Source organism: Halolamina salina (assembly GCF_054653455.1).
On record NZ_BAAIGE010000002.1, the window covers coordinates 55,688 to 81,221 of the forward strand.

At 69.0% G+C, this 25,534-nt stretch carries 24 protein-coding genes; 11 read left to right on the forward strand and 13 right to left on the reverse strand.

The window, feature by feature from the left end:
- Positions 1 to 16 precede the first annotated feature (16 nt).
- Together ACYQZ5_RS00640 and ACYQZ5_RS00645 are read left to right on the forward strand one after the other, a co-directional pair.
- A complete protein-coding gene (locus ACYQZ5_RS00640; protein ID WP_379732573.1) occupies positions 17 to 784 on the forward strand; it encodes a TrmB family transcriptional regulator in 768 nt (255 codons plus the stop codon).
- Between the two features lie 46 nt (positions 785 to 830).
- Positions 831 to 1,238: a hypothetical protein gene (locus tag ACYQZ5_RS00645; protein ID WP_379817709.1), complete on the forward strand. Its 408-nt coding sequence runs from the start codon at positions 831 to 833 to the stop codon at positions 1,236 to 1,238.
- Here ACYQZ5_RS00645 and ACYQZ5_RS00650 read toward each other — a convergent pair.
- Positions 1,221 to 1,418 (reverse strand): hypothetical protein, encoded by a 198-nt coding sequence (locus ACYQZ5_RS00650; RefSeq protein WP_379732138.1) that lies wholly within the window; start codon positions 1,416 to 1,418, stop codon positions 1,221 to 1,223. The genes ACYQZ5_RS00645 and ACYQZ5_RS00650 overlap by 18 nt on opposite strands.
- A gap of 169 nt (positions 1,419 to 1,587) precedes the next feature.
- On the opposite strand from ACYQZ5_RS00650, the gene leuS reads away from it, so the two are divergent.
- Positions 1,588 to 4,452, forward strand: coding sequence for a leucine--tRNA ligase (gene leuS / locus ACYQZ5_RS00655; protein ID WP_379732140.1), 2,865 nt, complete (start codon positions 1,588 to 1,590; stop codon positions 4,450 to 4,452).
- Between the two features lie 578 nt (positions 4,453 to 5,030).
- Here the strand turns inward: leuS and ACYQZ5_RS00660 are convergent.
- The 5 genes from ACYQZ5_RS00660 to trpC form a co-directional block, all read right to left on the reverse strand.
- Positions 5,031 to 6,020 (reverse strand): ornithine cyclodeaminase family protein, encoded by a 990-nt coding sequence (locus ACYQZ5_RS00660; RefSeq protein ID WP_379731755.1) that lies wholly within the window; start codon positions 6,018 to 6,020, stop codon positions 5,031 to 5,033.
- 85 nt (positions 6,021 to 6,105) lie between these two features.
- Entirely contained in the window at positions 6,106 to 6,912 is an 807-nt protein-coding gene (locus tag ACYQZ5_RS00665) for a 2-amino-3,7-dideoxy-D-threo-hept-6-ulosonate synthase (RefSeq protein WP_379731754.1), read from the reverse strand.
- A 70-nt stretch (positions 6,913 to 6,982) separates the two neighbouring features.
- Entirely contained in the window at positions 6,983 to 7,855 is an 873-nt protein-coding gene (gene trpA, locus ACYQZ5_RS00670) for a tryptophan synthase subunit alpha (protein WP_459844779.1), read from the reverse strand.
- Positions 7,852 to 9,135 (reverse strand): tryptophan synthase subunit beta, encoded by a 1,284-nt coding sequence (trpB, locus tag ACYQZ5_RS00675; RefSeq protein WP_379731752.1) that lies wholly within the window; start codon positions 9,133 to 9,135, stop codon positions 7,852 to 7,854. Before trpB ends, trpA begins: the two co-directional genes overlap by 4 nt.
- The gene (trpC, locus tag ACYQZ5_RS00680; RefSeq protein WP_379817701.1) at positions 9,132 to 9,887 is read right to left on the reverse strand and encodes an indole-3-glycerol phosphate synthase; all 756 of its coding nucleotides are present in this window, start codon (positions 9,885 to 9,887) and stop codon (positions 9,132 to 9,134) included. The genes trpB and trpC overlap by 4 nt, the downstream gene beginning before the upstream one ends.
- Before the next feature lie 105 nt (positions 9,888 to 9,992).
- Between trpC and ACYQZ5_RS00685 the strand changes: the two genes are divergently transcribed.
- Positions 9,993 to 10,445: an MGMT family protein gene (locus ACYQZ5_RS00685; protein WP_379730937.1), complete on the forward strand. Its 453-nt coding sequence runs from the start codon at positions 9,993 to 9,995 to the stop codon at positions 10,443 to 10,445.
- Between the two features lie 117 nt (positions 10,446 to 10,562).
- Here ACYQZ5_RS00685 and ACYQZ5_RS00690 read toward each other — a convergent pair whose 3' ends face one another.
- The gene (locus ACYQZ5_RS00690) at positions 10,563 to 10,895 is read right to left on the reverse strand and encodes a hypothetical protein (RefSeq protein ID WP_379730936.1); all 333 of its coding nucleotides are present in this window, start codon (positions 10,893 to 10,895) and stop codon (positions 10,563 to 10,565) included.
- Positions 10,896 to 10,995: 100 nt separating this feature from the next.
- Here ACYQZ5_RS00690 and ACYQZ5_RS00695 point away from each other — a divergent pair, with 100 nt between their 5' ends.
- Positions 10,996 to 12,966, forward strand: coding sequence for a MutS-related protein (locus tag ACYQZ5_RS00695; RefSeq protein WP_459844782.1), 1,971 nt, complete (start codon positions 10,996 to 10,998; stop codon positions 12,964 to 12,966).
- 109 nt (positions 12,967 to 13,075) lie between these two features.
- On the opposite strand, the gene ACYQZ5_RS00700 is transcribed toward ACYQZ5_RS00695, so the two are convergent.
- On the reverse strand, positions 13,076 to 13,588 hold the full coding sequence (locus tag ACYQZ5_RS00700) for a metallophosphoesterase (RefSeq protein ID WP_459844784.1): 513 nt from the start codon (positions 13,586 to 13,588) through the stop codon (positions 13,076 to 13,078).
- A gap of 90 nt (positions 13,589 to 13,678) precedes the next feature.
- Between ACYQZ5_RS00700 and ACYQZ5_RS00705 the strand changes: the two genes are divergently transcribed.
- The 3 genes from ACYQZ5_RS00705 (at position 13,679) to ACYQZ5_RS00715 (ending at position 17,129) form a co-directional block, all read left to right on the forward strand.
- Positions 13,679 to 14,626, forward strand: a complete 948-nt coding sequence (locus ACYQZ5_RS00705) for a cation diffusion facilitator family transporter (protein WP_379731396.1) — start codon at positions 13,679 to 13,681, stop codon at positions 14,624 to 14,626.
- A 45-nt stretch (positions 14,627 to 14,671) separates the two neighbouring features.
- Entirely contained in the window at positions 14,672 to 15,259 is a 588-nt protein-coding gene (locus tag ACYQZ5_RS00710) for a DUF7474 family protein (protein WP_379731395.1), read from the forward strand.
- 160 nt (positions 15,260 to 15,419) lie between these two features.
- Positions 15,420 to 17,129: a histidine kinase N-terminal 7TM domain-containing protein gene (locus tag ACYQZ5_RS00715; protein WP_379731394.1), complete on the forward strand. Its 1,710-nt coding sequence runs from the start codon at positions 15,420 to 15,422 to the stop codon at positions 17,127 to 17,129.
- On the opposite strand, the gene ACYQZ5_RS00720 is transcribed toward ACYQZ5_RS00715, so the two are convergent.
- Both ACYQZ5_RS00720 and ACYQZ5_RS00725 read right to left on the reverse strand, forming a co-directional pair.
- Positions 17,130 to 17,759, reverse strand: a complete 630-nt coding sequence (locus tag ACYQZ5_RS00720; RefSeq protein ID WP_379731393.1) for an HAD family hydrolase — start codon at positions 17,757 to 17,759, stop codon at positions 17,130 to 17,132.
- Between the two features lie 532 nt (positions 17,760 to 18,291).
- Positions 18,292 to 19,035, reverse strand: coding sequence for a DNA polymerase sliding clamp (locus tag ACYQZ5_RS00725; protein WP_379731392.1), 744 nt, complete (start codon positions 19,033 to 19,035; stop codon positions 18,292 to 18,294).
- Between the two features lie 121 nt (positions 19,036 to 19,156).
- On the opposite strand from ACYQZ5_RS00725, the gene ACYQZ5_RS00730 reads away from it, so the two are divergent.
- Entirely contained in the window at positions 19,157 to 20,227 is a 1,071-nt protein-coding gene (locus ACYQZ5_RS00730) for an aminopeptidase (protein WP_379731391.1), read from the forward strand.
- Between the two features lie 443 nt (positions 20,228 to 20,670).
- On the opposite strand, the gene lrp is transcribed toward ACYQZ5_RS00730, so the two are convergent.
- Entirely contained in the window at positions 20,671 to 21,132 is a 462-nt protein-coding gene (gene lrp / locus ACYQZ5_RS00735; RefSeq protein WP_379732247.1) for an HTH-type transcriptional regulator Lrp, read from the reverse strand.
- Between the two features lie 125 nt (positions 21,133 to 21,257).
- Between lrp and glnA the strand changes: the two genes are divergently transcribed.
- Together glnA and ACYQZ5_RS00745 are read left to right on the forward strand one after the other, a co-directional pair.
- Positions 21,258 to 22,613: a type I glutamate--ammonia ligase gene (gene glnA, locus ACYQZ5_RS00740; RefSeq protein WP_379732246.1), complete on the forward strand. Its 1,356-nt coding sequence runs from the start codon at positions 21,258 to 21,260 to the stop codon at positions 22,611 to 22,613.
- A 273-nt stretch (positions 22,614 to 22,886) separates the two neighbouring features.
- Entirely contained in the window at positions 22,887 to 23,363 is a 477-nt protein-coding gene (locus tag ACYQZ5_RS00745; RefSeq protein WP_459844789.1) for a GNAT family N-acetyltransferase, read from the forward strand.
- On the opposite strand, the gene ACYQZ5_RS00750 is transcribed toward ACYQZ5_RS00745, so the two are convergent.
- Positions 23,360 to 24,247, reverse strand: a complete 888-nt coding sequence (locus ACYQZ5_RS00750) for a phosphatase PAP2 family protein (RefSeq protein WP_459844791.1) — start codon at positions 24,245 to 24,247, stop codon at positions 23,360 to 23,362. The two genes, ACYQZ5_RS00745 and ACYQZ5_RS00750, sit on opposite strands and share 4 nt — an antisense overlap.
- Positions 24,248 to 25,495 carry a YihY/virulence factor BrkB family protein gene (locus ACYQZ5_RS00755; protein WP_379732697.1) on the reverse strand — a complete coding sequence of 416 codons (1,248 nt, stop codon included), beginning with the start codon at positions 25,493 to 25,495 and terminating at the stop codon, positions 24,248 to 24,250. It abuts the gene before it with no gap.
- Positions 25,496 to 25,534 lie beyond the last annotated feature (39 nt).

The following is a 25,534-nucleotide window of genomic DNA, read 5'->3' on the forward strand; positions in this document are numbered from 1 at the left end:
CCACGTCGAGGGACCGATGCGTAGCGACGACGAGGCGTTCGACGCGATGGGGCGGCTGGGGTTCGGCACCAACGAGGCCGAGGTGCTCGTCACGCTCCACGAACTCGGCACCGCGACCGCCCGCGAGGTGAATCAGGCCGCCGACGTGTCGCGGCCGCAGGTGTACAGCGCGGTCGAGTCCCTCGAGAACCGCGGTTTGGTCAACGTCCAGCACGCCAACCCCCGCGAGTTCCAGCCCGTGACCGTCGAGGAGACGGAGTCGCTGCTCACGCGGCGGTTCGAGCGGGACATCGAGCGGGTCGGCGACCGGCTCCGGGAGGCGGCCAGCCGGCGCGAGGGGCCGAGCGAGGAGCGCGAGGACATCTGGACCGTTCGCGGCCGGGAGTCCGTCACTGAACGGGTCACCCAGCTCGTCCGGGACGCCGAGGTGCGCGTCGTGTTCGGCGCCGAGACGGCCGACCTGCTGACGGAGGGCATCTACGACGCGCTCACGGAACGGGCGGCGGCGGGCGTCGACGTGACGGTGGTCAGCACCGACCCGGCCGTCCGGGAGCGGTTCGCCGACGCGGACGTGACGGTGCTCGCCCCGGATATCCACGACGACGAGGCCAACCACACCGGCCGGATGCTGCTGGTCGACGACCACACCGTGCTCCACAGCGTGCTGGGCGAGGAGGCGCTCCCGGGTGCCAGCCGCGAGACGGCGTACTGGAGCGCCGACTCGGGGTTCGCCTCGACGCTCATCGCGATGATGGAGCGGACGCTGCAGAACCAGACGGCGTAGGCCTGCCACCGATACCGTTTTGTCAGCGATCGCCCAAGCCGCGGCCGTGCCAGTCCCCGCCACACAGCGCGCCGTCGCCGGTCTACTCGGCGCGACGGCCGTCTGGCGGACGCTCTCCGGCGTCGCCGCCCTCGTGCGCTGGCTCTGGCTCGGCGAGGTGGTCGGCAACGGCTCGATGGCGCTGCTGCTGATCTCGGTCGTGATCGGGCCGATCGTCGGCGCGGGGGCCGCCGACGCCGCACTCCGGCACGGCTACTGGTCGCGGGACCGCCGAGCGCACCGACGCCGGCTCGCCGCGGTCGCGGGGCTGCTCATGCTCCCGTTTCTCGCGACGACGGCGGCGGGCCGGCTCCTCGGGAACGGGCCGCCGTCGCTGCCGCTGTACGGCATCGTGACGCTGTCGGTGACGACGTTGGTGGTGCTGGCGCTCGCCGGCTCAGGCCGTCACGAGTGAGACCACGGCGACGCCGGCGCCGACCGCGAGTACGGGAACCGCGGCGCCGAGCGTGAGATAGCCTGCGAGCGCGCCCAGCGTGACGGGCACCATCGCGAGCAGACAGAGGAGACCGAGTCCGAACGCCAGCAGGGGGGCGCCGTCGCGAACCGTCGAGGGTGTGCTGCCGGCGTTGGTCATTCGTGTCCGTGAAGGGGCGGGTTCCGAGCAAAAGGGCTTCGGTCGGAAAATCGGCGTGTGAGAAGTCAGCACACCGCTCGACGTGCGCTCGTCGGCGCGTGTTCGCTCGCTGCCGGGCGCGCCAGTCAGAACTGATGGGTATTTTTACGCGGGGACGGGAGGAACGGGTATGGACTACGACCCGCAGGCGATCGAGGAGCGCTGGCGGCAGCGCTGGCGGGAGGCGGGCCGCTACGAGGCCGATCCCGCCCCCGAGGGGGGCGAGGACGCGACCTTCGTCACGGTTCCGTACCCCTACCCCAGCGGCGGGATGCACATCGGCCACGCCCGCACGTACACGGTGCCGGACGCCTACGCGCGCTACCGGCGCCAGCAGGGCGACAACGTGCTGTTCCCGATGGCGTGGCACGTCACCGGGACGCCGATCATCGGCGCCGTCGAGCGCCTGAAGAAGGGAGAGGAGGAGCAGCTCTCGGTGCTGCAGGACACGTACAACGTCCCCGAGGAGGACCTGAGCGACCTGGAGACGCCGATGGGCTACGCGGAGTACTTCATCGAGGAGCACTACAAGAAGGGGATGAAGTCCCTGGGCCTGTCGGTCGACTGGCGCCGGGAGTTCACCACGAACGACGAGCGCTACTCGAAGTTCATCGAGTGGCAGTACCAGCGCCTGAAGGAGGAGGGGCTGGTGGAGAAGGGACTCCACCCGGTGAACTACTGCACCGAGGAGGAACAGCCCGTCACCACCCACGACCTGCTGGAGGGCGAGGAGGCGGAGTTCCAGGAGTACACGCTGATCCGGTTCCGGGGCGATTCCCCGGATAACGGCGACGCCGTCTTCCCGATGGCCACCCTCCGCCCCGAGACGGTTCGCGGCGTCACGAACGCCTACGTCGACCCCGAGGCGACGTACGTCCGCGCGACCGTCGACGGCGAGACGTGGGTGATCTCCGAAGACGCCGCCGAGAAGTTCGAACTGCAGGACCGCGAGGTCGAGGTCGAGGCGGAGTTCGACGGCCGCGAGATCGTCGGCACGAGCGTCGAGAACCCCGTGACCGGCGACGAGGTGCTGATCCTGCCCGCCGGCTTCGTCGACGCCGACAACGCGACCGGCGTCGTGATGTCGGTGCCGGCCCACTCGCCGGACGACTACGTCGCGCTGCAGGAACTGAAAGAGCGCGCCGACGAACTGACCGAGTACGGGATCGACCCCGAGGCGGTCCGCGAGATCGAGCCGATCCCGATCCTCACGATCGAGGGGTACGGCGAGATCCCCGCGAAGTCCGCCGTCGAGGAGCACGGCATCGAGTCCAGCGACGACCCCGCGCTGGAGGAGGCGACGAACGACCTGTACAACGCGGAGTTCCACTCCGGGATTCTGAACGACGAGTACGGCGAGTTCGCGGGCGAGGTCGTCGAGGACGTCCGCGACCGCTTCCGCGAGCACCACGCCGGCGACGCGTTCGACACGATGCAGGAGTTCAGCGAGGAGGTCGTCTGTCGCTGCGGCGGCGACGTGGAGGTCGCCTACCAGGACACGTGGTTCCTGCGCTACAACGACGAGGACTGGATGGAGAAGACCCGGCGCGCCATCCAGAACCTGGACGCGATCCCGGAGAACACCCGCGGCGAGTACGAACACACCGTCGGCTGGCTGAACGAGTGGCCCTGCATCCGGAACTACGGGCTGGGCACCAGACTGCCGTGGGACGACGAGTTCGTGATCGAGCCGCTGTCGGACTCGACGCTGTACATGTCCTACTACACGGTCGCCCCGCACATCCAGGACGTGCCCGTCGAGGACCTGGATCCGGACTTTTTCGACGCGATGTTCTACGGCGAGGACGCCGTCGACGACCCGGACGAGAAAGCCCTGGAACTGGGCGAGGAGTGGGACTACTGGTACCCCGTCGACTACCGCTTCTCGGGCAACGACCTGATCACGAACCACCTGACGTTCTACCTCTACCACCACGCCGAGTTCTTCCCCGAGCCGAAGTGGCCTCAGGGGATCGTCGTGATGGGAATGGGCCTGCTGGAGGGCCAGAAGATGTCCTCCTCGAAGGGTCACGTCGTGCTGCCGGGCGAGGCGATCTCGGAGTACGGCGCCGACACCGTTCGGTTCTTCCTGCTGAACGCCTCGGAGCCGTGGCAGGACTACGACTGGCGCGAGGACGCCGTCGAGAGCACCCACGACCAGCTGCGGCGGTTCTACAACCGCGGGCAGGAACTGGTCGAGGGCGACGCGGGCCGGAAGGACGCGATCACCGACGTGGACCGCTGGCTGCTCTCGAAGCTCCAGACCACGATCGAGACCGCGACCGACGCGATGGAGCGCTCGGAGACCCGGACCGCCACGCAGGCGGCCTTTTACGGCTTCGACGAGCACCTGAAGTGGTACCGTCGCCGCGCCGACCTCGACCGGCCGGGCGCGCGCTGGACGCTGCGACACGTCCTCGAAACCCGGCTGCGCCTGCTGGCGCCGTTCACGCCGTTCCTCGCGAACGAACTCCACGAGGAACTGACGGGGACGGCCGCCGAAGACGCGCCGTGGCCCGAGGTGGACGACGACCTGCGCGCCCCCGATCTGGAACTGCAGGAGGAGCGCGTGCAGGCGCTGGTCGACGACATCAACGAGGTCGCGGACGTGACCGACACCGATCCGGAGACGATCCGGATCTACACCGCCGCCGACTGGAAGCGGACCGTGTTCGAGGCGGTCCGGGAGGCCGGCACGGACGTGGGCGCGGTGATGAGCGAGGTCATGAGCGACCCCGACCTGCGCGAGAAGGGCGACGAGGTGAACCAGGTCGCGCAGGACGCGGTGGAGTTCGCCCGCGACTACGACGACGAGGAGTTGGCGGCGCTGCTCGACGTGGACGAGCGCGGCGCCTACGAGGCTGCGGCGGCGTTCCTCGAACGCGAGTTCGATGCCGACGTGGAGGTGTACGCCGAGGACGACGCGGACGTGGTTGATCCGGCCGATCGGGCCGGGAACGCGATCCCGTTCCGGCCGGCGATCCATCTGGAGTAACTCGACCTTTTGCTGCGGTCGCTCGTTTTTCACTCGCTCCCTGGCAAAAGCTCGGCCATCACCAGAAGCCGTCGGCTTCTGGTTAGCAGCCAGAAATCGGAGATTTCTGGCGACAAAAACCGTCGTCACCCCCTTCGGGGGTTCCTCGGCCTGCTCGCTCACGTTGTTCGCTCGCAGTCCGCGTTCGGAGTGGCGACAGCATCTCGAAGCATGACTACTTGCGACCGCAGCGCGCCGGGCATGAAGCCCGGCGCAGCACCGAGTCCCCACCCCTCCCCCGCGGGCCGGCGACCGGTGCCGGCCCGCGGCGTCCACCGCTCCGCCACCGCACCGCCGTGGCGGTCGGCGCGCGACGTGAGTGCCTCCGTGCACGAACGAGCGCGCGAGGGACGACCGAGTGAACGCAGTGAACGAGGGAGTCGGCTGGGGAGGTCTGTGGGCTGTGCGGGGCGGTGCGGTACAAGTGGTCTAGCTCACTCCGCGGTGCCGTTCGCGGTTGCAGTCGTACAGATCACCTCACTCACACAGCAGTTCGAAAAGGAAGCTCCTGGCGATCTATCGACTCCGAAACCGACGAATCAGGCCAGACCGAGCAGGTCGAAGCCCGTCCCGTTGTCCCGCTCGCTCGCGTGCTCGTACACAACGTGCGCGGCGGCGACGTCCTGAATCGCCAGCCCCGTCGAGTCGAACACCGTCACGCCGTCCTCGGCGGTCCGACCGGCCTTCTTCCCGACGACGATCTCGCCGATCTCGCCGTAGAGGTCGTCGTCGTCGAGGACCCCGTTTGCCCACGGGACGTTGATCTCGCCGGAGTGGGTGGTCTGGGCGTAGTCGTCGATCACCAGCTTCGCGTTCAGCAGCACGTCGTCCTCGATCTCGTGTTTCCCCTCGGCGTCGGCGCCCATCGCGTTGATGTGCGTGTGTTCGCCCACGTCGTCCGGGCCGATGATGGGGTTCCGAACGGGCGTCACCGTCGAGAGCACGTCACAGTGGGCGGCGTCGCGAGGCGTCCCCGAGCGAACCGTGAAGCGGTCCTCGAACGTGTCGATGAACTCCGCGACGCGGGCCTCGTCGAGGTCCGAGACGACGACCTCCTCGATGTCCCGGATCTCCGAGATGGCCTCCAGTTGGCTGTACGCCTGCACGCCGGCGCCGACGATCCCCATCGAACTGGCGTCCTCGACGGCGAGGTGGTCGGTCGCGACGGCGGCGGCGGCGCCGGTGCGCTGCATCGTGAGCTCGGTCCCGTCCATGATCGACAGCGGGAACGCGTTCTCCGGCTCGGAGTAGATCATCGTCCCCATCACCGTCGGGAGGTCGAACTGCTCCTCGTTGTCGGTGTGGACGTTGACCCACTTGATCCCCGCCGCGTCCCACTCGCCCGTGTCGAGGTAGGCCGGCATCGACCGGAAGTCGCCGTTGTACTGCGGCAGGTCGATGTAGGACTTCGCGGGCATCTTCGCGTTCCCGTTCTCGTAGGCCGCAAAGGCCTCCTCGATCGCGGGAATCAGCTCCGCCATCGACGTGTTGTGGTGCACGTCCTCGCTGTTCAGAAGCAGCGTCTCCATGGCCCCGAGTACCGCCGGTAGGGCCTTAATTGTGTCACAATCGCCCGCAGCCACGGCCGTCTCCGGCTCCCGAAGTCGCCGAAGCTCAGCCCTCGAAGCCGCCGGCCGCCAGCGCGTCGTCGACGCCGGCGTCGTCGTGGATCACCGCCGACACCGCGGCGGCGATGTTCTCGGGCTGCTCGTGCTGGAAGATCGAACGACCCATCGACACGCCCGAGGCACCGGCGTCCATCGCCCCCCGAACCATCTCGACCGTCTGGCGGTTCGTCCCCTTGCTCCCGCCGGCGATGAGGACGGGCAGCTCCGTCGACTCGACGACGCGCTCGAAGCTCTCCGCGTCGCCGGAGTAGCCCGTCTTCACGAGATCCGCACCGAGTTCCTCGCCCAGCCGGACCGCGTGGCCCAGCGACTCGGGGTCGGTGCTGTCGACGCCTTCGCCCCGGGCGTACGTCATCGCGAGCACGGGCATCCCGAACTCGCGGGCCTGCTTCGTCACCTCGGCCAGCTGTTCGATCTGCCCCGGCTCGTACTGGCTGCCGACGTTGAGGTGGAGTGAGACGGCGTCGGCACCGGCCTGTACGGCCTCCTTCACGGTCCCGGTGACGCGCTTGTCGTTCTCGTCGGGACCGATAGTGGTCGAGGCGTTGAGGTGGATCACGTAGCCCGCGTCGTTCTTGTTCGGGTGGACGCGCGGGGCGATCCCCTTCTGGGTCAACACGGCGTCGGCGCCGGCACGAGTGACGGCGTCGATCGTCGATTCGATGTCGGCCAGCCCCTGCACGGCACCCATGGTGATGCCGTGATCCATCGGCACCATCAGGATGTTGCCGTCGGTCGAGAGTCGGTCGAGTCGGGCTGCTCTGCCGGCGTCGGTGGGTGTGAGTCGTGTCATGCTGAGAGTGGTGTGGTTGGTGTGGTACTCTGTGGCAAGCGGGGGCTTGAGGGTTGCGCTCCTCGCCGCCCTATTTTCCTTCCGCTTCCGGCGATTCTCGGGCGCCCCGGAGCGCGCCCTCTTTCAGTTCGCGGGCTTTCGCCCGCAGGTCGTCGGCCACGTCGGCGGTCGTGCGGTCGTTCTCGACGCCGTCGGCGACGATGTCCACGAGGGCGGAGCCGACGATGATGCCGTCGGCGCCGGCGGAGACGACGCGGGCGGCGTGGTCGCCCGTGGAGATGCCGAAGCCGACGGCCTTGGGCACGTCCCAGTCCGCGATCCGGGCGAGGCTCTCGGCGGTCTGGTCGGAGACGTCCGCCTGCGCGCCCGTGACGCCCAGTCGGGCCTGTACGTACACGTAGCCCGAGACGCGCTCGCGGATGGTCGCGAGGCGGTCGTCGGTGGTCGTCGGCGCGACGATGAACACCAGATCGAGGCCGAACTCGTCGCACGCCGCCCGGAGTTCGTCGGCCTCCTCGGCGGGCAGGTCCGGGATCACGAAGCCGTCGATGCCCACCTCCGCGGCGCGCTTCACGAATGGGCGCGGGCCGGGCGCGGTGTGGTCGCCCTCTCCCGCCGCGGTGCCGGAGTCGGCGCCGTAGCGGAAGACGAGGTTGTAGTAGGTCATGCAGACCAGCGGCACGTCCACGTCGAGGTCGTCGACGAACTCGAAGTACGCCTCGGGGGTGATCCCGCCCGAGAGCGACCGGACGACAGCCTGCTGGATCGTCGGCCCCTCGGCGATGGGTTCGGAGAACGGGAGGCCGAGTTCGACGCAGTCGGCACCCCCCTCTACGAGCGCCTCGACGTACTGCTTCGAGGCCGCGATGTCGGGGTCGCCGACCGCGAGGTAGGGGATGAAGGCCGGCTCGTCGTCGCTGAACGCGTCGGCGAGCCCGCTCATAGTCCACCCGAGAACTCGCTCATGTCCGGCGCGTTCGGGATCTCGCGCTTGTCGGTCTCCTCGATCACGGTTTCGAGGTCCTTGTCGCCCCGCCCGGAGAGGTTCACGACGATGCGGTCGCCGAGTTCGGCGGCTGCGTCGGTGTCACCCTCCGAATCGGGACCTAACACCTCCTCCAGATACGCCAAGGCGTGAGAGCTCTCCAGTGCGGGGATGATCCCCTCCTCCTGGGAGAGCCGGTGGAACGCCTCCAGCGCGGCGTCGTCGCCGACGTTGACCGCGGTCACGCGGTCCTCGTCGACGAGGTAGGCCAGTTCGGGGCCGACGCCCGCGTAGTCCAGCCCCGCGGAGACTGAGTGGGACTCGACGATCTGGCCCCACTCGTCCTGCAGCACCTTCGTCCGGGCGCCGTGGAGCACGCCCTGCCCGCCCGTCGAGAGCGAGGCGGAGTTCGGGGCGACGCCCTCCTCCTCGTCGACGGCCAGCGAGGAGCCGCCCGCCTCGACCGCGAGCAGATTCACGTCCTCGTTGTCGACGAACCGGGCGAACGCGCCCATCGTGTTCGAGCCGCCGCCCGCGCAGGCGACGACCGAGTCGGGGAGGCTGCCGAACTGCTCTTTCGACTGTGTCTTGGCCTCCTCGCTGATCACGGACTGGAACTCCCGGACCATCTCGGGGAACGGCGCGGGGCCGACGACGCTGCCGACGACGTAGTGGGTGTCGCCGACGTTGGTCGCCCAGTCCCGCATCGTCTCGCTGATCGCCTCCTTCAGCGTCCCGCGGCCCGCGGTGACGGGGTTGAGCTCGGCGCCGTTGATCTTCATCCGGAACACGTTGGGGCGCTGGCGGGCGATGTCGGTCTCGCCCATGTAGATCTCGCAGGGCATGTCGAGGTGGGCCGCCGCCATCGCCGTCGCGGTGCCGTGCTGGCCCGCGCCGGTCTCGGCGACGATGCGCTCTTTGCCCATGTACTTCGCGAGCAGCACCTGCCCGAGGGCGTTGTTGAGCTTGTGGGCGCCGCCGTGGACGAGGTCCTCGCGCTTGAGGTAGATCACCCGACCGTAGCGCTCCGAGAGGTGTTCGGCGTGCTGCAGCGGCGTGGGTCGCCCGCCGAACTGTCGCAGGCGCTCGCGGAACTCGTCCATGAAGCCGTCCTCGTTCTCCAGCACGTAGCGCTCGTAGGCCTCCCGCAGCTCCTCGATCGCGGGCATCAGTGCCTCCGGTACGTACTGGCCGCCGTACTCCCCGAACTTCCCGTCCGCAGATGAATCAGAGCTCATGCGTTGACGAACTCGCTCGTGTTCTCCCGTGGGTCGCCGTCCATGATAGCGGTGCCGATCAGCAGGCCGTCCGCGCCCGCCTCGCGCATCCGTCGCACCTCGGCGGGCGTCGAGATCCCCGACTCCGCGAGCAGCGTCGCGTCCTCCGGCACCGCGGGCGCGACTTCCTCGAACGTGCCGAGGTCGACCTCCAACGCCGCGAGATCGCGGTTGTTGACCCCGATTATCTCCGCGCCGGCCGCGACCGCGCGCTCGACTTCCGCCTCGCTGTGAACCTCGACGAGCACCTGCATCCCGCGATCGCGTGCCGCCTCGATCATCGGCGCGAGATCGTCGCCGAGGAACCGAGCGATCAGCAGCACCACGTCCGCTTCGACCGCGTCCAACTGCGCCTCCTCCAGCAGGAAATCCTTCCGCAGGACGGGCACGTCGACGGCCTCGCGGACGCGCTCGTAGTGCTCGACCGAGCCACCGAAGTGCTCGGGTTCGGTGAGCACTGAGAGCGCGGCGGCGCCCCCGGCGACCATCTCTTCGGCCAGTTCGACGGGGTCGGCGTCGCTCTCCCCCTCGGTCGTGGGGCTGGTCGGTTTCACTTCGGCGACGACCGGGGTCCGCCCCTCGGCCTCGGCGGCCGCGAACGCCGCCGGGAGCGACCGCGCGTCCTCGACGGCCACGCGCTCGTCCCCGCCGGGGCGCTCGCGGGCGGCGTCGAGGATGGACCGCACCGCGGGCGCCACCTCATTGCTGTTCATACTTGTACACTAATGTACGGAACTGTTCAAAAGACTTGCGACCCCGGTCGGCCGTCCCCGGCGCTGCCGCCGGGTTCAAGGCCGCGAGCGCCCTCCGTTCGAGCGATGGAAGACGCCGGCATCTACGCACGGGAGTCCGAGGTCCTCGGCCGTCCGGTCCAGATCGGGGTGGCCAGCAGTCAGGTGATCGACGTGTCGTTCCCCGAGACGATCCCGGACGACGCCGAGCCCGAACACCCGATCCTCGACCGCGTGTTCGACTACCTCGACGGCGTGGAGGACGAGTTCGAGGACGTGGAGGTCGCGATCACCGTCCCGACGGACCAGCGCGCGGTGCTCGACGCGGTCTGTCAGATCCCCTACGGCGAGGTCGGCAACACGCGACAGGTCGCTCACATGGCCAATCTGAACCCGGACGACGAGGACGACGCCCAAACCGTGAGGACCGCGCTCCGGGCGAACCCCGTGCCGATCTTCGTCCCCGATCACCGCGTCGAGGACGTGCCGGGCGCGACGCCGAGCGACGTGGCGGCGACGCTCCGGCGGATCGAGGGGTAGCGAGGATTCAAGTAGGAGAGCGGGACCAGCCCCAGCGTGACCTGAGTACCGACGCTGGTGGGGAAGCGGGAGTGTGGCAGTCCACCAGCGAGCGATCGTGCCGCCTGTCAGCCCCAGTCAGTCCAGCCTGACCACGAAGTACGCGACGGCGATCACGAACAGCGCCTGCCCCGCCGTCGCGACGGCGTCGACGCCGAGGTTCACGCCCCCGCCGTACGCCGCGGCGGCGCCGAGAAACAGCGCGGTGTTGCCGACGGCGTTCACCTGTGGCCCGGAGTGGATCGCAAGCGAGCGGTAGCCCGCGACGACGGCGACGCCGAGGAACGCGAGCGCCAGCAGCTCCTCCACCGTTCCGGTGCCGTACCGGACGCGGTAGCCGCCGAAGACGACGAGCGCGACGCCGAGGAACCCGGTGAACGCGGTGCCGGCCTGCGCGAGTCGGTCCCTCATACCGACCGAAGAGACGGCGGGAGACCACTTAACACCGCCGGGATCGCCGACCCTCGCCGAACCACACGCTTTTGCCCGATGGCGCGGAACCCCGGGTCGAATGGAGTTCACGGCCATCCCGGGGGTGGGTGAGAAAACGGCCGCCTCGCTGGCCGAACTCGACGACGCCGAGGACGCGCTCCGGCGCGGCGACGTGGCCGCGATCGCCCGCTCGCCGGACATCTCCGAGGGTCGGGCCGCGGCGATCGCCCGCGGCGCCATCCGTCGGGAGCACGGCGACGACGGCGGCTTCCTCGCCACCGACCGGGCGCGAGAGATATACGACGACGCGCTCGGCCTATTGCAGGAGCGTGCGGTCACGACCTACGGCGAGAAGCGGCTGGCGACGTTCTTCCCCAGCACCGAACGGTCCCGAATCGAGGAGGTCCGAACGTTCGCGACGCGGGCGATGGAGCGCGACCCCGACCCCGAACTGCTCGACGCGCTCGCCGGCGTCGAACCCCTCGAACCCGCCGAGGGGATCCGGGTTCGGGAACGCTGTGTCGCGACGGCCGACGCCGAGCGCTACGCCGAAGCGAAGGAGGCGCTGCCCGAACTGCCCGTCGAAGTGATCGACGACCGCCGAGAGCTCGGCGAGCTCGGTCGCTCGTACTCCACGGTGTACGTGCTCGACGCGGAGTTCGCCGGCATCGACGTGGAGGGCGACGTGCGCGTCGTCCCGGACGCGCTGGAGCGCCCCGAGGAGTTCGTCCCCGAACGGACGCTCACCTTCTTCGCCGACAACCGCGAGCGACTGCTCGCCGCCGCCGAGGTCCACGAGACCGCCGGCACGGAACCGGACTGCGACCTCGACTCGCTGCGTGCGGCGCTCGACCGGGTCGACGAGGAGGGCGGCATCGTCGGCGACGAGGAGCTCGATCGCCTCTCGGTGGCGGTCGACGACCTCGACGCCGCCGTCAGCACCGCGGAGTCAGTCGGCAACGACCACTTGCGGGACGCCATCGGCGAACGCGACGTGACCATCGAGGGCACCGACTTCCTCTCGCTGGTCGAGCAGGGCGCCCGGGTCGACTCGCTGCTCTCCCGTGAGTTGGCCGACGACTACGACCGGGCGGTCGAGCTCGCCCGCGAGCACGTCGTCGACAGCCTCGACCTCGATTCGGGCGAGGCGGAGTTCGTCGAGCGGATCTTCGGCGGCGAGCCTTCGTTCCCGCTGGAACACAACGAGGAGGCGGTCTCCCGGCTCCGGACCGAACTGACCGCCGACCGCGACCGCCGGGCGAACCAGCTGGAGACGGAGCTCGCGGCCGAACTCCGGGAGCTCCGCGATCCCGCGGCATCGATGGTCGAGACGGCGCTGGAGCTCGACGTGGAGCTGGCGGTCTCGCGGTTCGCCCGCGACTTCGACTGCACGATGCCGACGATTGCCGGCGAGGGGTTCGAGATCGAGGGCGGCCGCTCGCCGCTGCTCGACGTGCCGTTCGACGAGGTCGACCCCGTCGACTACGGCGTCGAGGGCGTGACGCTGCTCTCCGGGGTGAACTCCGGGGGGAAGACCTCCACGCTCGACCTCGTGGGGCTGATCGTCGTGCTCGCGCACATGGGCCTCCCAGTGCCGGCCGAGGAGGCCCGCGTCGGGCAGGTCTCGGAACTGCACTACTACGCCAAGTCACAGGGCACCCTCGACGCCGGCGCGTTCGAGAGCACGCTCCGGGAGTTCGGCGAGCTCGTCGAAGGCGCACACGGCCGGCTCGTCCTCGTCGACGAACTGGAGTCGATCACCGAGCCCGGCGCCTCCGCGAAGATCATCGCCGGCATCCTCGAGGAGCTCCACGAGCAGGGCGCGAGCGCCGTGTTCGTCTCCCACCTCGCCGACGGCATCCGGGAGGCGGCGAGCTTCGAGGTGGCGGTCGACGGGATCGAGGCGGTCGGGCTGGTCGACGGCGAACTCCGCGTCGACCGCTCGCCGAAGAAGGACCACCTCGCGCGGTCGACCCCCGAGCTCATCGTCGAGAAGCTCGCGGGCGACAGCGAGGACGGCTTCTACCGGAATCTGCTGGAGAAGTTCTGAGCCTCTCGGAACGGTAAAACGGCTCTTTGTCTTTACCTAACCCCTTTGAAGTATCCACCCCAAGCGTCGGGTGTCCCTGCTTCGGCCCTCCAACACGCCTCGCAGGGCGCTACCCGTTCTCGACCGTGAAGCGGTCGAACGTCTCCCCGTCGACGGTCGTGAGTCGCCCGTTCAGGCCGTCACCGTTCGGTTCGAGTACGGCGAACGACTGCTTCGCCCCCCGCGGGTCGGCGTGGCTCCCGGGGTTGAGTAGCGTCACCGCTCCCTCCTGATCGACGAGGGGGCGGTGGGTGTGTCCGGAGACGACGAGGTCGGCGCCGCGTTCGCGCCCGAACATGGCCAGCCCGGTCGCCCCGCCGCGCTGGCGGTGGGTGGCGGCGATGCGGACGCCGGCGTAGGACAGCGTTGTCGCCTCGGGCAGCCGGTCGGTCACCGCAGCGTCGTCGCGGTTGCCGTAGACGGCGCGCAGGTCGGTCGCGGCGTCGTGAAACGCGTCGAGAACGGCCTCGGTCGTGAAGTCGCCGGCGTGGAGCACCAGATCGGCGTCGGCGACGGCGTCTTCGGCGGCGCCGACGAGTCCGGTCCCCTCGGTGCGGTGGGTGTCGGAGAGCACGACGAGCATGGCGCGTTCTCCGCGCCCGGCCGGGAAAAGCGGTGCGGGGCCGTCGCGACCGGCGACACCGATAAGGCGCTGTCTCGTGACGGCTGGACCATGGCTAGCAGCACTGGCGTCGTGCTGGCGGCGTTGATCGCAAACGGCGCCATCGCGATCATGAAGTTCGTCGGCTTCCTGCTGACCGGGAGCCCGTCGATGCTCTCCGAGACGTACCACTCCATCTCCGACACCGGCAATCAGGTGTTCCTCCTCATCGGTATCCGCTACTCGAAGAAGGACTCCAACCGTGAGCACCCCTTCGGCTACGGCAAGGCCCAGTTCTTCTACGCCTTCCTCGTCTCCGTGCTCCTGTTCGGGATCGCGGGCTGGGAGAGCCTGAACCACGGGATCCACGCGATCCAGACCGCCGGCCACGTCGAGGCCGGGAAGTTCACCGTCCCCGTCGTCGGCGCCCGGGTCGAGACGTTCTGGCTCAACGTCACCGTGCTCTCGGCGGCGATCGCCTTCGAGGCGTGGGCGCTGGCGAAGGCCAACGCCGAACTCCAGCGGCAGATGACCGAGTTCGGCTGGGGGTCGATCCGCGAGGCGTTCGACAAGACCAGCGACGTGACCACGCTGACGGCGTTCACCGAGGACACCATCGCACTGTCGGGGGCGGCGATCGCGCTGGTCGGCGTCGTGCTCTCGCGGTACACGGGCAACGGCATCTACGACGCCATCTCCGCGGCGATCATCGGCCTCCTGCTGATGGCCTTCGCCCTCGCGCTGGCGTGGGAGAACAAGCGCCTGCTGCTCGGCGAGAGCCTCCCGGCGGGCGTCGAGCGCGAACTCCAGAGTATCGTCACCGACCACCCGGCGGTCGTCCACGTCGACTCGTTCCGGACCGTCTTCTTCGGTCCCCAGAACGCGATGGTCGCCGTCGAGGTGAGCCTCGATCCCGACCTCGTGACGGAGGAGGTCGACGACGCGGTCCGGGAGATCGAGGCCGAGTTACAGGACGCCGACAGTCGCGTGTCGACCATCTACATCGAGCCCCGGATCTGAGCAGCGATCGGGGACTCTAAGGCGGGCGATACGGTACGGGGGGCTGTGCCGCGGTTCGACTACCCCTGTCCCGACTGCCACGCCGCCAGCAGCCTCCACGACGCCGGCTGTCGCTTCGAGGGCGTGGAGTGGCAGACCGTCGAGCGCGCCTACGCAGACGTGCTCGCGCCCCTGTCCGCCGGCGCCCGCGAGGAGGACGACCTCCGCGATCTGGCGCCGGAGTGGGACGCGCTCCACCAGGCCGCGCTCTCACACCTCCGTCGCAGCGGCCGGGTCCAGCCCGACACCAACGGCCGGCTCGAACTCCTGACCGCCGAGGCGTACCGCGAGCAGGTGTCCGAGCCGACGACGGACCCGATGCGGACCATCTACCGGCGGGGGTCCTACCCCGGCTGCCACGACAACGCGGTGTTCGCGATGATCGCGTGGTACGAGATGGTCGGGCTGACGTGGCCCGAGACCCGCGAGAAGGTGCTGGAGTGGCTCGAGGAGTCCGGCACGTGGGCCCGCGGGGGGTTCGAGGAGTCCTCGCCGCAGGAGCTGGTCGACAGCAAGCGACACGTGTACGAGGCGGGCTACGGCTGGAAGGAGAAGGCGCAGGCGGCGAAACACGTCATCGAGCGCCACTCGTAACCGAGTGGGGGTCGGGTCGCCCTCGACACCGCCATCGTTCCTGACCGATGCGTTGCGTCCCGTCCCCATCGGCCGCGTTTTCGGGTGTTCGACGGGGTGAGCGGTAGCGCAGCACCCACCACGATAGCTTTACCCCCCAGGTCGCCGTCGTGACCCACAGATGCCGCTCGATCTCCTGCCCCCGTGGCCCGCAGTCGGTGCTATCGCCGGCGGAGCGGGGGCGCTCGCGCTCGCGTGGCGGATCCGGGAGCACCGGGGGCGACCGGGCGTCGACTGGTTCCTCGGCGTGTTCGCCGCGCAGACGGCGTGGTGTCTCTCCTACGGGTTCGGCCTGCTCGTGTGGGATCCGCCGCTCCGGGGCGCGCTGGAGGCGACGATGTGGCTCGGGATCGTCTGGACCGGGATCGCTTTCCTCGGCTTCGCACTCGAGTACACCGGCCGGAGCGACGTGATCCGGAGCCGCCTGTTCGGAGCGATCGTCGGGTTCGGAATCGTCTCGACCGCGCTGGTGACCACCAACCCGATCCACGGCTGGTTCTGGACCGGGTTCGAGATCGATCCCGCGTTCGGCGTCGCGACGGTCTCGTACATGTTCAGCCCGTGGGCGTACCTCGTCGTCGCCGTGGAGACCGTGCTCGTCGCCAGCGCGGTCTTCCTTCTCGTCGACACCCTGCTCAGCTACGGGCCGCTGTACCGGCGGGAGAGCGCCGCCGTCGCGCTGAGCTCGCTGCCGCCGGGGTTCGCGCTCGTCGCGTGGGCGCTGGAGATCGGCGCCGTGCCCCAGCTCCAGCTCGCGCCCCTGATGTTCGTCCCGCATCTCGTGCTGGACGCGTACGCGTTCGACCGGGCGGAGATGTTCGAGCGGAACCCGACGACGAGCCGCGCCGCCGAGCGGACCGCGATCGACGACCTCGCCGACCCGATCATCGCGCTCTCGCTCGATCGGCACGTCGTCCGACTCAACCCCGCGGCCGAGGCGGTGCTGGGGGTCGACGCCGAGACCGCGCAGGATCGCCCGCTCGACGCGTTCCTCGACCTTCCCGCCGGCGACAGCGAGGAGACCGACGGCGGCGAAAGCGGGGATGCCCTCGCTCGCGAGACGGTCGAGATCGACAGCCGCGACGGGACGGGGCGCCGTACGTACGCGGTGTCGACGTCGCCGCTGACCGATCCCAGCGGGACCCACGTGGGCTACACGGTCGTGCTCTCGGACGTGACCGTCCGGGAGCGGCAGCGCCAACGCGTCGAGGTGCTGAACCGCGTGCTCAGACACAACCTCCGGAACGATCTCACGGTCGTGCTCGGCTACGCAGAGACGCTCGCCGACCGCCTCGACGGCGAGGAGCGCGAGATGGTCCAGCTCATCGAGGAGAACGCCCGACAGCTCTCCGACCTCGGCGAGAACGCCCGGCAGGTGGAGGCGTTCCTCGACGCCGACGAGACCGCGTTCGACGCCGCCGACCTCACCCGCTCGGTGCTCAGGGACGTCTTCAGCGAGGCGCCCGACGCGACCGTTCGGACCGACATCGCCGACACGCTGCCGTTCCACGGCGTGGATCGCGCCTTCGCGGCGGTCGTCGAGAACCTCGTCGAGAACGCGATCCAGCACGGCGACGAGCCGGTGACGGTGTCGCTGACCGCCGGCGACGGGGTCGCTCGGCTCGTCGTGACCGACGCCGGCCCGGGGATCCCCGAACACGAGGTGGCGGTGCTGCGCTCGGGCGGGGAGACGGCGCTCGAACACGGCAGCGGCCTCGGCCTCTGGTCGGTCTATTGGGGCACGGCGCTCTTGGGCGCGACGGTCGATATCGACACGCCCGACGACGGCGGCACGCGCGTCGAAGTAGAGTTCCCGATGGACGAGGCGTAGTCAGAGCCGCGCGAGCGTCCCCAGCCCGTCGACGCGAACGATCCCCGACTCGGACTCCGTGTCGACGTGAACCGCGAGGAACCCCGCCTCCCGCGCGGGCAGCGCGTCGTGCTCCAGCGAGTCGCCGACGTAGACGTACTCGTCGGCGTCGAGTCGTTCCCGTGCCGCCTCGAAGATCGCGGGATCGGGCTTGTGTGCCTCGATCTCGTAGCTCGGGAGGTAGGCGTCGAAGCGGTCGAACAGCCCGACGGACTTCAGTTTCCGGCGCTGGACGTCGGTCACGCCGTTCGTGAGCAGCCCCAGCGCGGTGTCGGCGTCGTCGAACGCGTCCAGCGCCTCGCGGGCGCCGTTGGCGGGCGTCGACGCGGCGACCTCGGCGTCGACGTAGGTATCCCGGAGCGCGTCGGGATCGGCGTCGAGATCGCCGGATTCGACGGCGGCGGCCATCCCGGCGCGGTACGGGTCGGGGTGGAACGACTCGAACGCCTCGAAAAAGGCCTCGGCGTAGGTCGCTTGCAGGTCGGCGGTGGCGTCGACGTTGGCGGCGTCGCAGGCCGTCTCGAACAGGTCGTCGTACGAGCAGTCGAGCGTGAGGAGGGTCCCGTCGCAGTCGAAGTAGACGGCGCGCATGGTTCTGGGTGGTGTCGATGGGTGAAAAAGACGGGTGGGGGTGATTCTGGGCAGTTGACGGTACGACGTTTTCTCAGATCGTTAGTGACCGCGACAGCAACAGCACCTCGATGCTAGACCACTTGTGACCGCAGTGTGCCGGGCACGAGGCTCGTCATCAGAAATCGGAGATTTCTGATAGGCAGACGAGAGCTTCGCTCTCGTCGACGGCACAGCGCCGAGTCCCCACCCCTCCCCCACGGGCCGGCGACGACTGCCGGCCCGCGGCGTCCACCGCCACCGCACTGCGGCCGGCGGTGGCGCGAAACGCGAGTCCCTCCGTGGACGAGCCAGCGCGAGGGACGAGCGACCAACGGGAGCGAGTCGGCTGGGGAGGATCGAGGGCTGTGCGACGCGGTTCGGTCGCAAGGTGCCAACGATCGAGTTGCTGTTGCCGTCGTCAACGTCGAAGCAGTGCGTACGGAGAGCACACCTCGCACGTGGAGCCTACCCCCTCGACCGTACCAAGAAAACCGACCCGCAGAAAGACCGATCAGTCGCTCTGGATACGCGGCGCGAGCATGAACGTCACGTTGCCCAGCCCTTCAGCGAACTCGTAGTGGAGCTTCACCGGGAACTCCTCACCCAGCTCCACCCGAACCTCGGCGTCGGAGGCGATCGCCTTGTTCATGTCCTTCAGGTAGTCGAGGCTGAACAGCGAGTCCGCGGGTCCCGCGGTCAGCGCGATCAGGTCCTCGGACTCCAGTTGGAGGTCCACGTCGTCGGTGTCGCCCTCGGCCTCGATGTGGAACGTCTCGTCGGTCTCGTCGACGCGCAGGCGGATGTGGTCGCTCACCATGTCGGCGGCGGTGATCCCGCGGTCGAGCTGGGCGCCCTCCAGCGTGATCTCCGCCGGCAGGTCCAGATCCGGGATGTCCGGCTCCTTGCGGATCGAGTCGGGGTCGATCAGCGCCAGCGTGTAGGAGAGACCCTCGCACTCGATGTGGAGCTTCCGGGTCTCCTCGTCGAGTTCGAGGTGGATCAGGTCGTCGGCGTTGGCCATCCCGGCGACCTCCTCCAGTCGCGTGAGGTTGACGCCGATGACGCCGCCGTCGGCCTCGTAGGACTCGAACGCCGCCGCCTCGAGCGTCAGATCGACCATGCCCACGTTGGCCGGGTCGACCGCGCGGATCGACAGCTCCTCCTCGTTCAGCCGAATCTTGCACTCGTCGACCAGCACGCTCACGGCGTCGAGGGAGTCCCGGAGCGTCGACGCGCTCACGATGGCCTTGAACATGGTCGTTCGTTCCGCCCGACACTCAAAAAGCCTCCCGATTCTTGGCCCCCCGAGCGCGCGGATCGACCCCGCCCGTTCGACTCCGCAAGGGGTATGGCTCGCTCTCCCCGACCGCTCACGTATGGATCCACGAGTCCGTGAACACGCCGAGACCATCGTCGAGCACTCCACCGGTATCGAGGCCGGCGACGACGTGATCGTCTACGTCCCCGGCGACGCCGAGGACCTCGCCGTCGCGCTCCACGAACTGCTCGGCGAGAAGGGCGCCAACCCCCTGCTGCTCACCTACTCCGAGCGCGCCGACCGCGCGTTCCTCCGCAGCAGCGACGAGTTCGACACGCCCGACCACGAACTCGCGATGTACGAGAACGCCGACGCGACGATCATCGCCCGCAGCGGCCCGAACCCCAGCGAGAAGGCCGACGTGGACCCCGAGACCACGGCCGCGTACAACCGCGCCCACGACCCGATCAAGAAGGCCCGCCTCGACACGACGTGGTGTCTCACGCAGTACCCAAGCCCCGGCTACGCCCAACTGGCGGGGATGAGCACCGAAGCCTACGAGGAGTTCGTCTACGACGCCGTCACGCTCGACTGGGAGGCCCAGCGGGAGTTCCAGGAGAACCTCGTCGAGATCCTCGACGACGCCAGCGAGGTCCGCATCCGTGCGGGCGAGGAGACGGACATCACCATGTCCATCGAGGGCAACACCGCCGCGAACGACTACGGCGAGGCGAACCTCCCCGGCGGCGAGGTGTTCACCGCGCCCGTCAAACACAGCGTCGAGGGCGAGGTGTACTTCGACATGCCCCTCTACCGACAGGGACGGGAGGTCGAGGGCGTCCGGCTCACCTTCGAAGACGGCAAGGTCACCGAGTTCTCCGCGGAGCGTAACGAGGACGTGCTGCAGGGCGTCTTCGACACCGACGAGGAAGCGCGCTACCTCGGCGAACTGGGTATCGGGATGAACGACGCCATCGACCAGTTCACCTACAACATGCTGTTCGACGAGAAGATGGGCGAGACGGTTCACATGGCCGTCGGGAGCGCCTACCCGCAGTGTGTCGGCGAGGGCAACGAGGTCAACGACAGCGCCGAGCACGTCGACATGATCCTCGACATGAGCGAGGACTCGGTGATCGAGGTCGACGGCGAAGTGGTGCAGGAGGACGGGAAGTTCATCTTCGAGTAGCGAAGTCGCTCGTTGGACGCGTTGTTTTCGGTTCCGTCGAGTGCCGCGACAGCACCTCGTTCGTACACTTCTGGAACAGCAACCGCGACAGCACCTCGTTCGTAGACCACTTGCGACCGCAGTGCGCCGGGCATGAATCCCGGCGCAGCATGGAGTCCCCACCCCTCCCCCCGCGGCGGCCGACCGTTGGCCGCCGCGAGGCGTCCACCGTCCCGCTACTGCACCGCGGTCGGCGCGCGACCTGAGCGCGACGGCGCGAACGAGCGCGCGAGGGACGACCGACTGAGCGGAGCGAAGGAGGGAGTCGGCTGGGGAGGCCTGAGGGCTGTGCGGGGCGGTGCGGCCGCAAGTGGTCTAGCTAACTCCGCGGTCGTGTTCGCGTCGATATTTTCGACACAAACCAAAGAATCGGCGTCGCTGACGATCAATACGCAGCGTTCGCCCTACTCCTCGTCGACGTCCAACTCGAACTGCTGATCCTCGACGACCGCGTTCAGTACGACCGACGTGTTCGACTCCCGCACGTCGTCGTCGGTCAGGACGCGCTTGATCCGGTCGTTCATCTCGTCGGTGTCCTCGAACTTCCCGACGGCGACGACGTCGTGGTCGCCCGTCACCTCGTACACCGACACCATCCCGCGGAGATCCGCGAGCCGGTCGGTGATCTCCGGCAGCGCCGTCCCCTCGACTTTGAGTTGGAGGATCGCCGTCACGTCGTACCCCAGCTTCTGGTAGTTCACGTCGGGGCTGTACCCCTCGATCACGCCCTCGTCCTCCAGATCCTGCAGGTGGTTCGACACCGTCGTGACCGACACGTCAAGCTCCTCGCCCAGGCTGCGGAGGCTCGCACGACCGTTGCCCAGCAGGGAGTTGATCAGGCGCGCATCGAGGTTTTCGTACGTCATGGTACTCCACTCCGCTCGCGCCGGGGAAGAACTTTACGAACATCCAATTATCAGACTCGGACCTCGGCAGTATTCTGGTGGGAAGGGAATATTCTTGTAGTATGGGGCGTAGTAGCCGGTAGAGCATGACGGACAACCCGGCTCCTGACGGCGGACTCACCGAGGAGGAACGCGACGTTCTCGAACGTATCGACCGCGAAGGGATCGACTTCCTGCGGCTCCAGTTCACGGACATCCTCGGGACGGTGAAGAACGTCTCCGTTCCCGCGGATCAGGCGGAGAAGGCGTTCACCGAGGGTATCTACTTCGACGGCTCCTCGATCGAGGGGTTCGTCCGCATCCAGGAGTCGGACATGCGCCTCAAGCCCGACGCGAGTACGTTCGCGGTGCTGCCGTGGCGCGACACCTCCGCGCGGCTCATCTGTGACGTGATCGACACGTCGACGGGCGAGCCGTTCGAGGGCGATCCGCGTGCGGTGCTGAAGAACGCGCTCGAGCGCGCCGAGGAGATGGGGTACGAGGTCAACGCCGCGCCCGAACCGGAGTTCTTCCTGTTCGAGGAGGATGAGGAGGGCCGCGCGACCACGAAGACCAACGACGCCGGCGGCTACTTCGACGTGGCGCCCAAGGACCTCGCCAGCGACGTGCGCCGGGACATCATCTACGGCCTCGAGGACATGGGGTTCGACATCGAGGCGTCCCACCACGAGGTCGCCGAGGGCCAGCACGAGATCAACTTCGAGTACGACGACGCGCTCTCGACGGCGGACAACGTCGCGACGTTCCGCACGGTCGTCCGGGCGATCGCCGCCCAGCACGACCTCCACGCGACGTTCATGCCCAAGCCGATCCCGAAGATCAACGGCTCGGGGATGCACACCCACATCTCGCTGTTCCAGGACGGCGAGAACGCGTTCCACGACGAGGACGACGAGTTCGACCTGAGCGAGACGGCCAAGCAGTTCACCGCCGGGATCCTCGAACACGCGCCCGCCCTCGCCGCGGTCACCAACCCCACCGTGAACAGCTACAAGCGCCTCGTCCCGGGCTACGAGGCGCCCGTCTACGTCGCGTGGTCCGACCGCAACCGCTCGGCGCTGATCCGCAAGCCGGCCGCGCGCGTGCCCGCCTCCTCCCGCATCGAGGCGCGCTTCCCGGACCCCTCGTGTAACCCCTACCTCGCGTTCGCGGTGCTGATCCACGCGGGGCTGGACGGCGTCGAGAAGGGCCTCGACTGCCCGGACCCGATCCGCGAGAACATCTACGAGTTCGACGAGCAGAAACGCGAGGAGTACGGCATCGAGACGCTCCCGACCAACCTCGGCGAGGCCGTCGACGCGCTCGAAGACGACGACACCATCTACGAGGCGCTCGGTCCCCACGTCGGGCCGAAGTTCGTCGAGGCGAAGAGCACGGAGTTCGCGGAGTACCTCGTCGACGTCTCCGACTGGGAGCTGGACCGCTACCTCGAGAAGTTCTAACCCTCAACCGCTTTTCCCGGGGGCATCGGCGAGCGCCGCAGGCGCTCGCCTCAACCCCCGGCAAAACCCGTTGATGCCGCCAGAATCGAAGATTCTGGCTGCTAATCAGGATCGCTCCGCGATCCTGATGATGACAAAATGCCGGACCCTCCCTCCGGTCGGGTCCGGTGAACCGCTCGCTCCCAGAGGTCGCTCGCGGACTCTCTACGCACGAGACTTTCCTTCCAGCGTACGCCGCTGGATTCAGGGTGCTGCTCCGCTAACCCCCGAAGTATGGCCGACGTAACGATCCGGGAGGCGGGGGTCGACGACGTCGACGCCGCCGCGCTGGCGGACGCCTACCGCGACGCCTACGCGGCGAACCGCGAACTCGGCTTCCCCGCAAAGGCCGGCTCCGCCACGCCCGAGCAGGTCATCGAGTGGCTCCGCGAGCACCGCGTGTTCGTCGCCGAGACCGAGGGTGAGGTGGTCGGCGGCGTCCGACTCGAACGAGCCGACGCCGGTACGCGGAAGCTCAGCCGCCTCGGCGTCCGCGAGCGCTGGAAAGGCGAGGGGATCGGGAGTCGGCTCCTCGAACGCGCCGAGCGGGCGGCCCGCAATGCCGGCGCGGGGACGATGCGGCTCACGACGCCCGGCGAGCACCCGTTCCTCCCCGAGTTCTACTACGCCCACGGCTACGAGATCGTCGACGACTACCCGCTCGACTTCCGCGACTACGACGAGGTCGTGATGGAGAAATCGCTCGACTAACGCCCATCGACCGCCCACGGCAGCGCGACGACGGCGCCGACGGCCACCGCCGAGCCGACGACCGCCGCCGGCAGCGGGAACCCCCCGGCGTAAATCCCGCCCCACGCGGCACCGAGCACGAGCGTGGCCGGAAGCGCGATCCGACCCGGGAGCGGCGGGTGCTCGCCGCCGATCCGGCGCCACGCCACGGCCGCGCCGATCCCCCCGCCGACGGCGATGCCGGCTTTCAGCGCCTCGTCGGGGTGGTCCGGCGCGAACACCGTCGCGGCGACGAGCGCGACGACGCCGATCGCCGCCGCAGCGAGGAACGCCCGGTCAGCCCGGCCGTCGGCGGCCCACCACACGGCGAGCAGCACCGCGGTGCCGCCGACGATCCCCGCCAGCACGTCGGGGAGGTGGTGGACGCCGATGACGAGCCGGGAGAGCGCGACGACGGCGACGATCCCGCCGGCGGCGAGGAGCCGCTTCCGGCGGGTCCAGAGCCGGTCCAGCGCGAGCGCGAGGCCGCCGTAGACGACGCTGCTCGAGGTGGCGTGCCCGCTGGGGAAGCCGAAGCCGTCGCCGGTCGAGATGTTCGCGTATACGGGGTCGAAGAGCGCGGGCAGCCACGCCGGCGGTGTCGCCGTCCCCGCACCTGCCGGCCGATGGACGCCGAAGGTGGTTTTGAACGCGACCGTGGCGGCCAGCGCACAGATCGCGAGCGCGATCAGCGTCGCGCCCGCCCGTCGCGGCTCGCTCGCGAGGCGCTCGTCGGCGAGCAGATAGAGGAGGGCGAGCCCGCCGAAGACGAACCACGCGTCGGCGAGTTGGGTCAGCAGCGCGAACAGCAGCGCGACCCAGTCGGGGAGGCCGGCCAGCGCCTCCGTGACGCCCCAGCCGTGCATCTATCGCAGGCGTTCCGCGATCCCGCCGGCGGTTCTCGCGGCGCCGATGACGCCGCCGAACAGGACGAAGAGCACGTAGAGGCCGAGCGTGGAGGTGAACGCGACGAGCATCGCCGCGACGGCGGCCCAGTCCGAGAGCCAGTAGAACGCGCCGAGGCTCAGTGCGACGCCGTACAGCAGGATCAGGTACGGCCCCCAGCCCGTCGCTTTCCCCTGTCGCATCCGGGCTCGGACGTACGCCTTGAGGTCCTCCTCCAGTTGGGGCTTGTCGACGGTCCGCCGCTGGACGTCGTCCTCGAAGCCGTCGAGCTCGGACCGGAGCTCGTCGACCTCCTCCGCGAGTTCGGCGACGTCGGGCGCGCCGCGGGGTTCGCGCTCTGCCATGTACCCCGACGCTGGCTCCGGTTGCCCTTGGAACTGCCGGTCGGCCGCCGTCGGCGTACCAGCGCCGGTCTCCGGTCCCACCTCGCGGTCCTCGGCGAGCACGACGTTGATCACGGCGCCGAGGATCACGACCGCGCCGGCCATGTAGAGCCACGTCACGAGCAGGATCACCCCGCCGACGATGCCGTAGGCGGAGGTGCTGGCGACGCTGGCGTACAGTTGGAACCCCGCCTGCATCGCGGTCCACGCCACGGCGGCGACGACCGCGCCGGGCAGCACCTCCCGGACCGTGACCGACGTGTCCGGGAACCGGTAGTAGATCGGGAGGAACACCGCCGTCAGCAGGATCGGCAGCGTGAGCACCCCCAGCGCTTCGACGACGACGCCGAGGTTGAACGCCGCGAACGCGCCGGCCAGCGCGAACATCAGCGCCATCGAGAGCCCGATGCCGAGCACCACCACGAACGAGTCGATCACCTGATCGAGCAGCGTGTCCTGCTGCTCGGTGCCGTACACGTTGGCGAAGGCGGTGTCGAGCGCGCGGAACACCTTCAGCGTCCCCCAGAGGAGGAACGCCAGCCCCAGCACGGTCGCGCTCCCCCGGCCGTCGCCGGCGGTGAGCGCGGTGGTGAGCACGTCCTGCCCGCTTTCGGTGAGGAACTGGCTGGTCGACTCCAACAGCACCGTGGCGAACTGCTCGCCGCCGAACGTGCTGGCGACGATCAGCACCAGCACCGCCGCGGGGATCAGCGAGACGAACGCGTAGTACGCCACTGCCGCCGCCAGGAACGTGAGCTCCTGTTCCTTGGCGACCACGCCGACGCGTTTGGCCGTCTCGTACGCGCTACGGAGGCGAGATTGCACTACTCCGTCGTACAGGAGCGCGCTACAAGAACCCCGGGG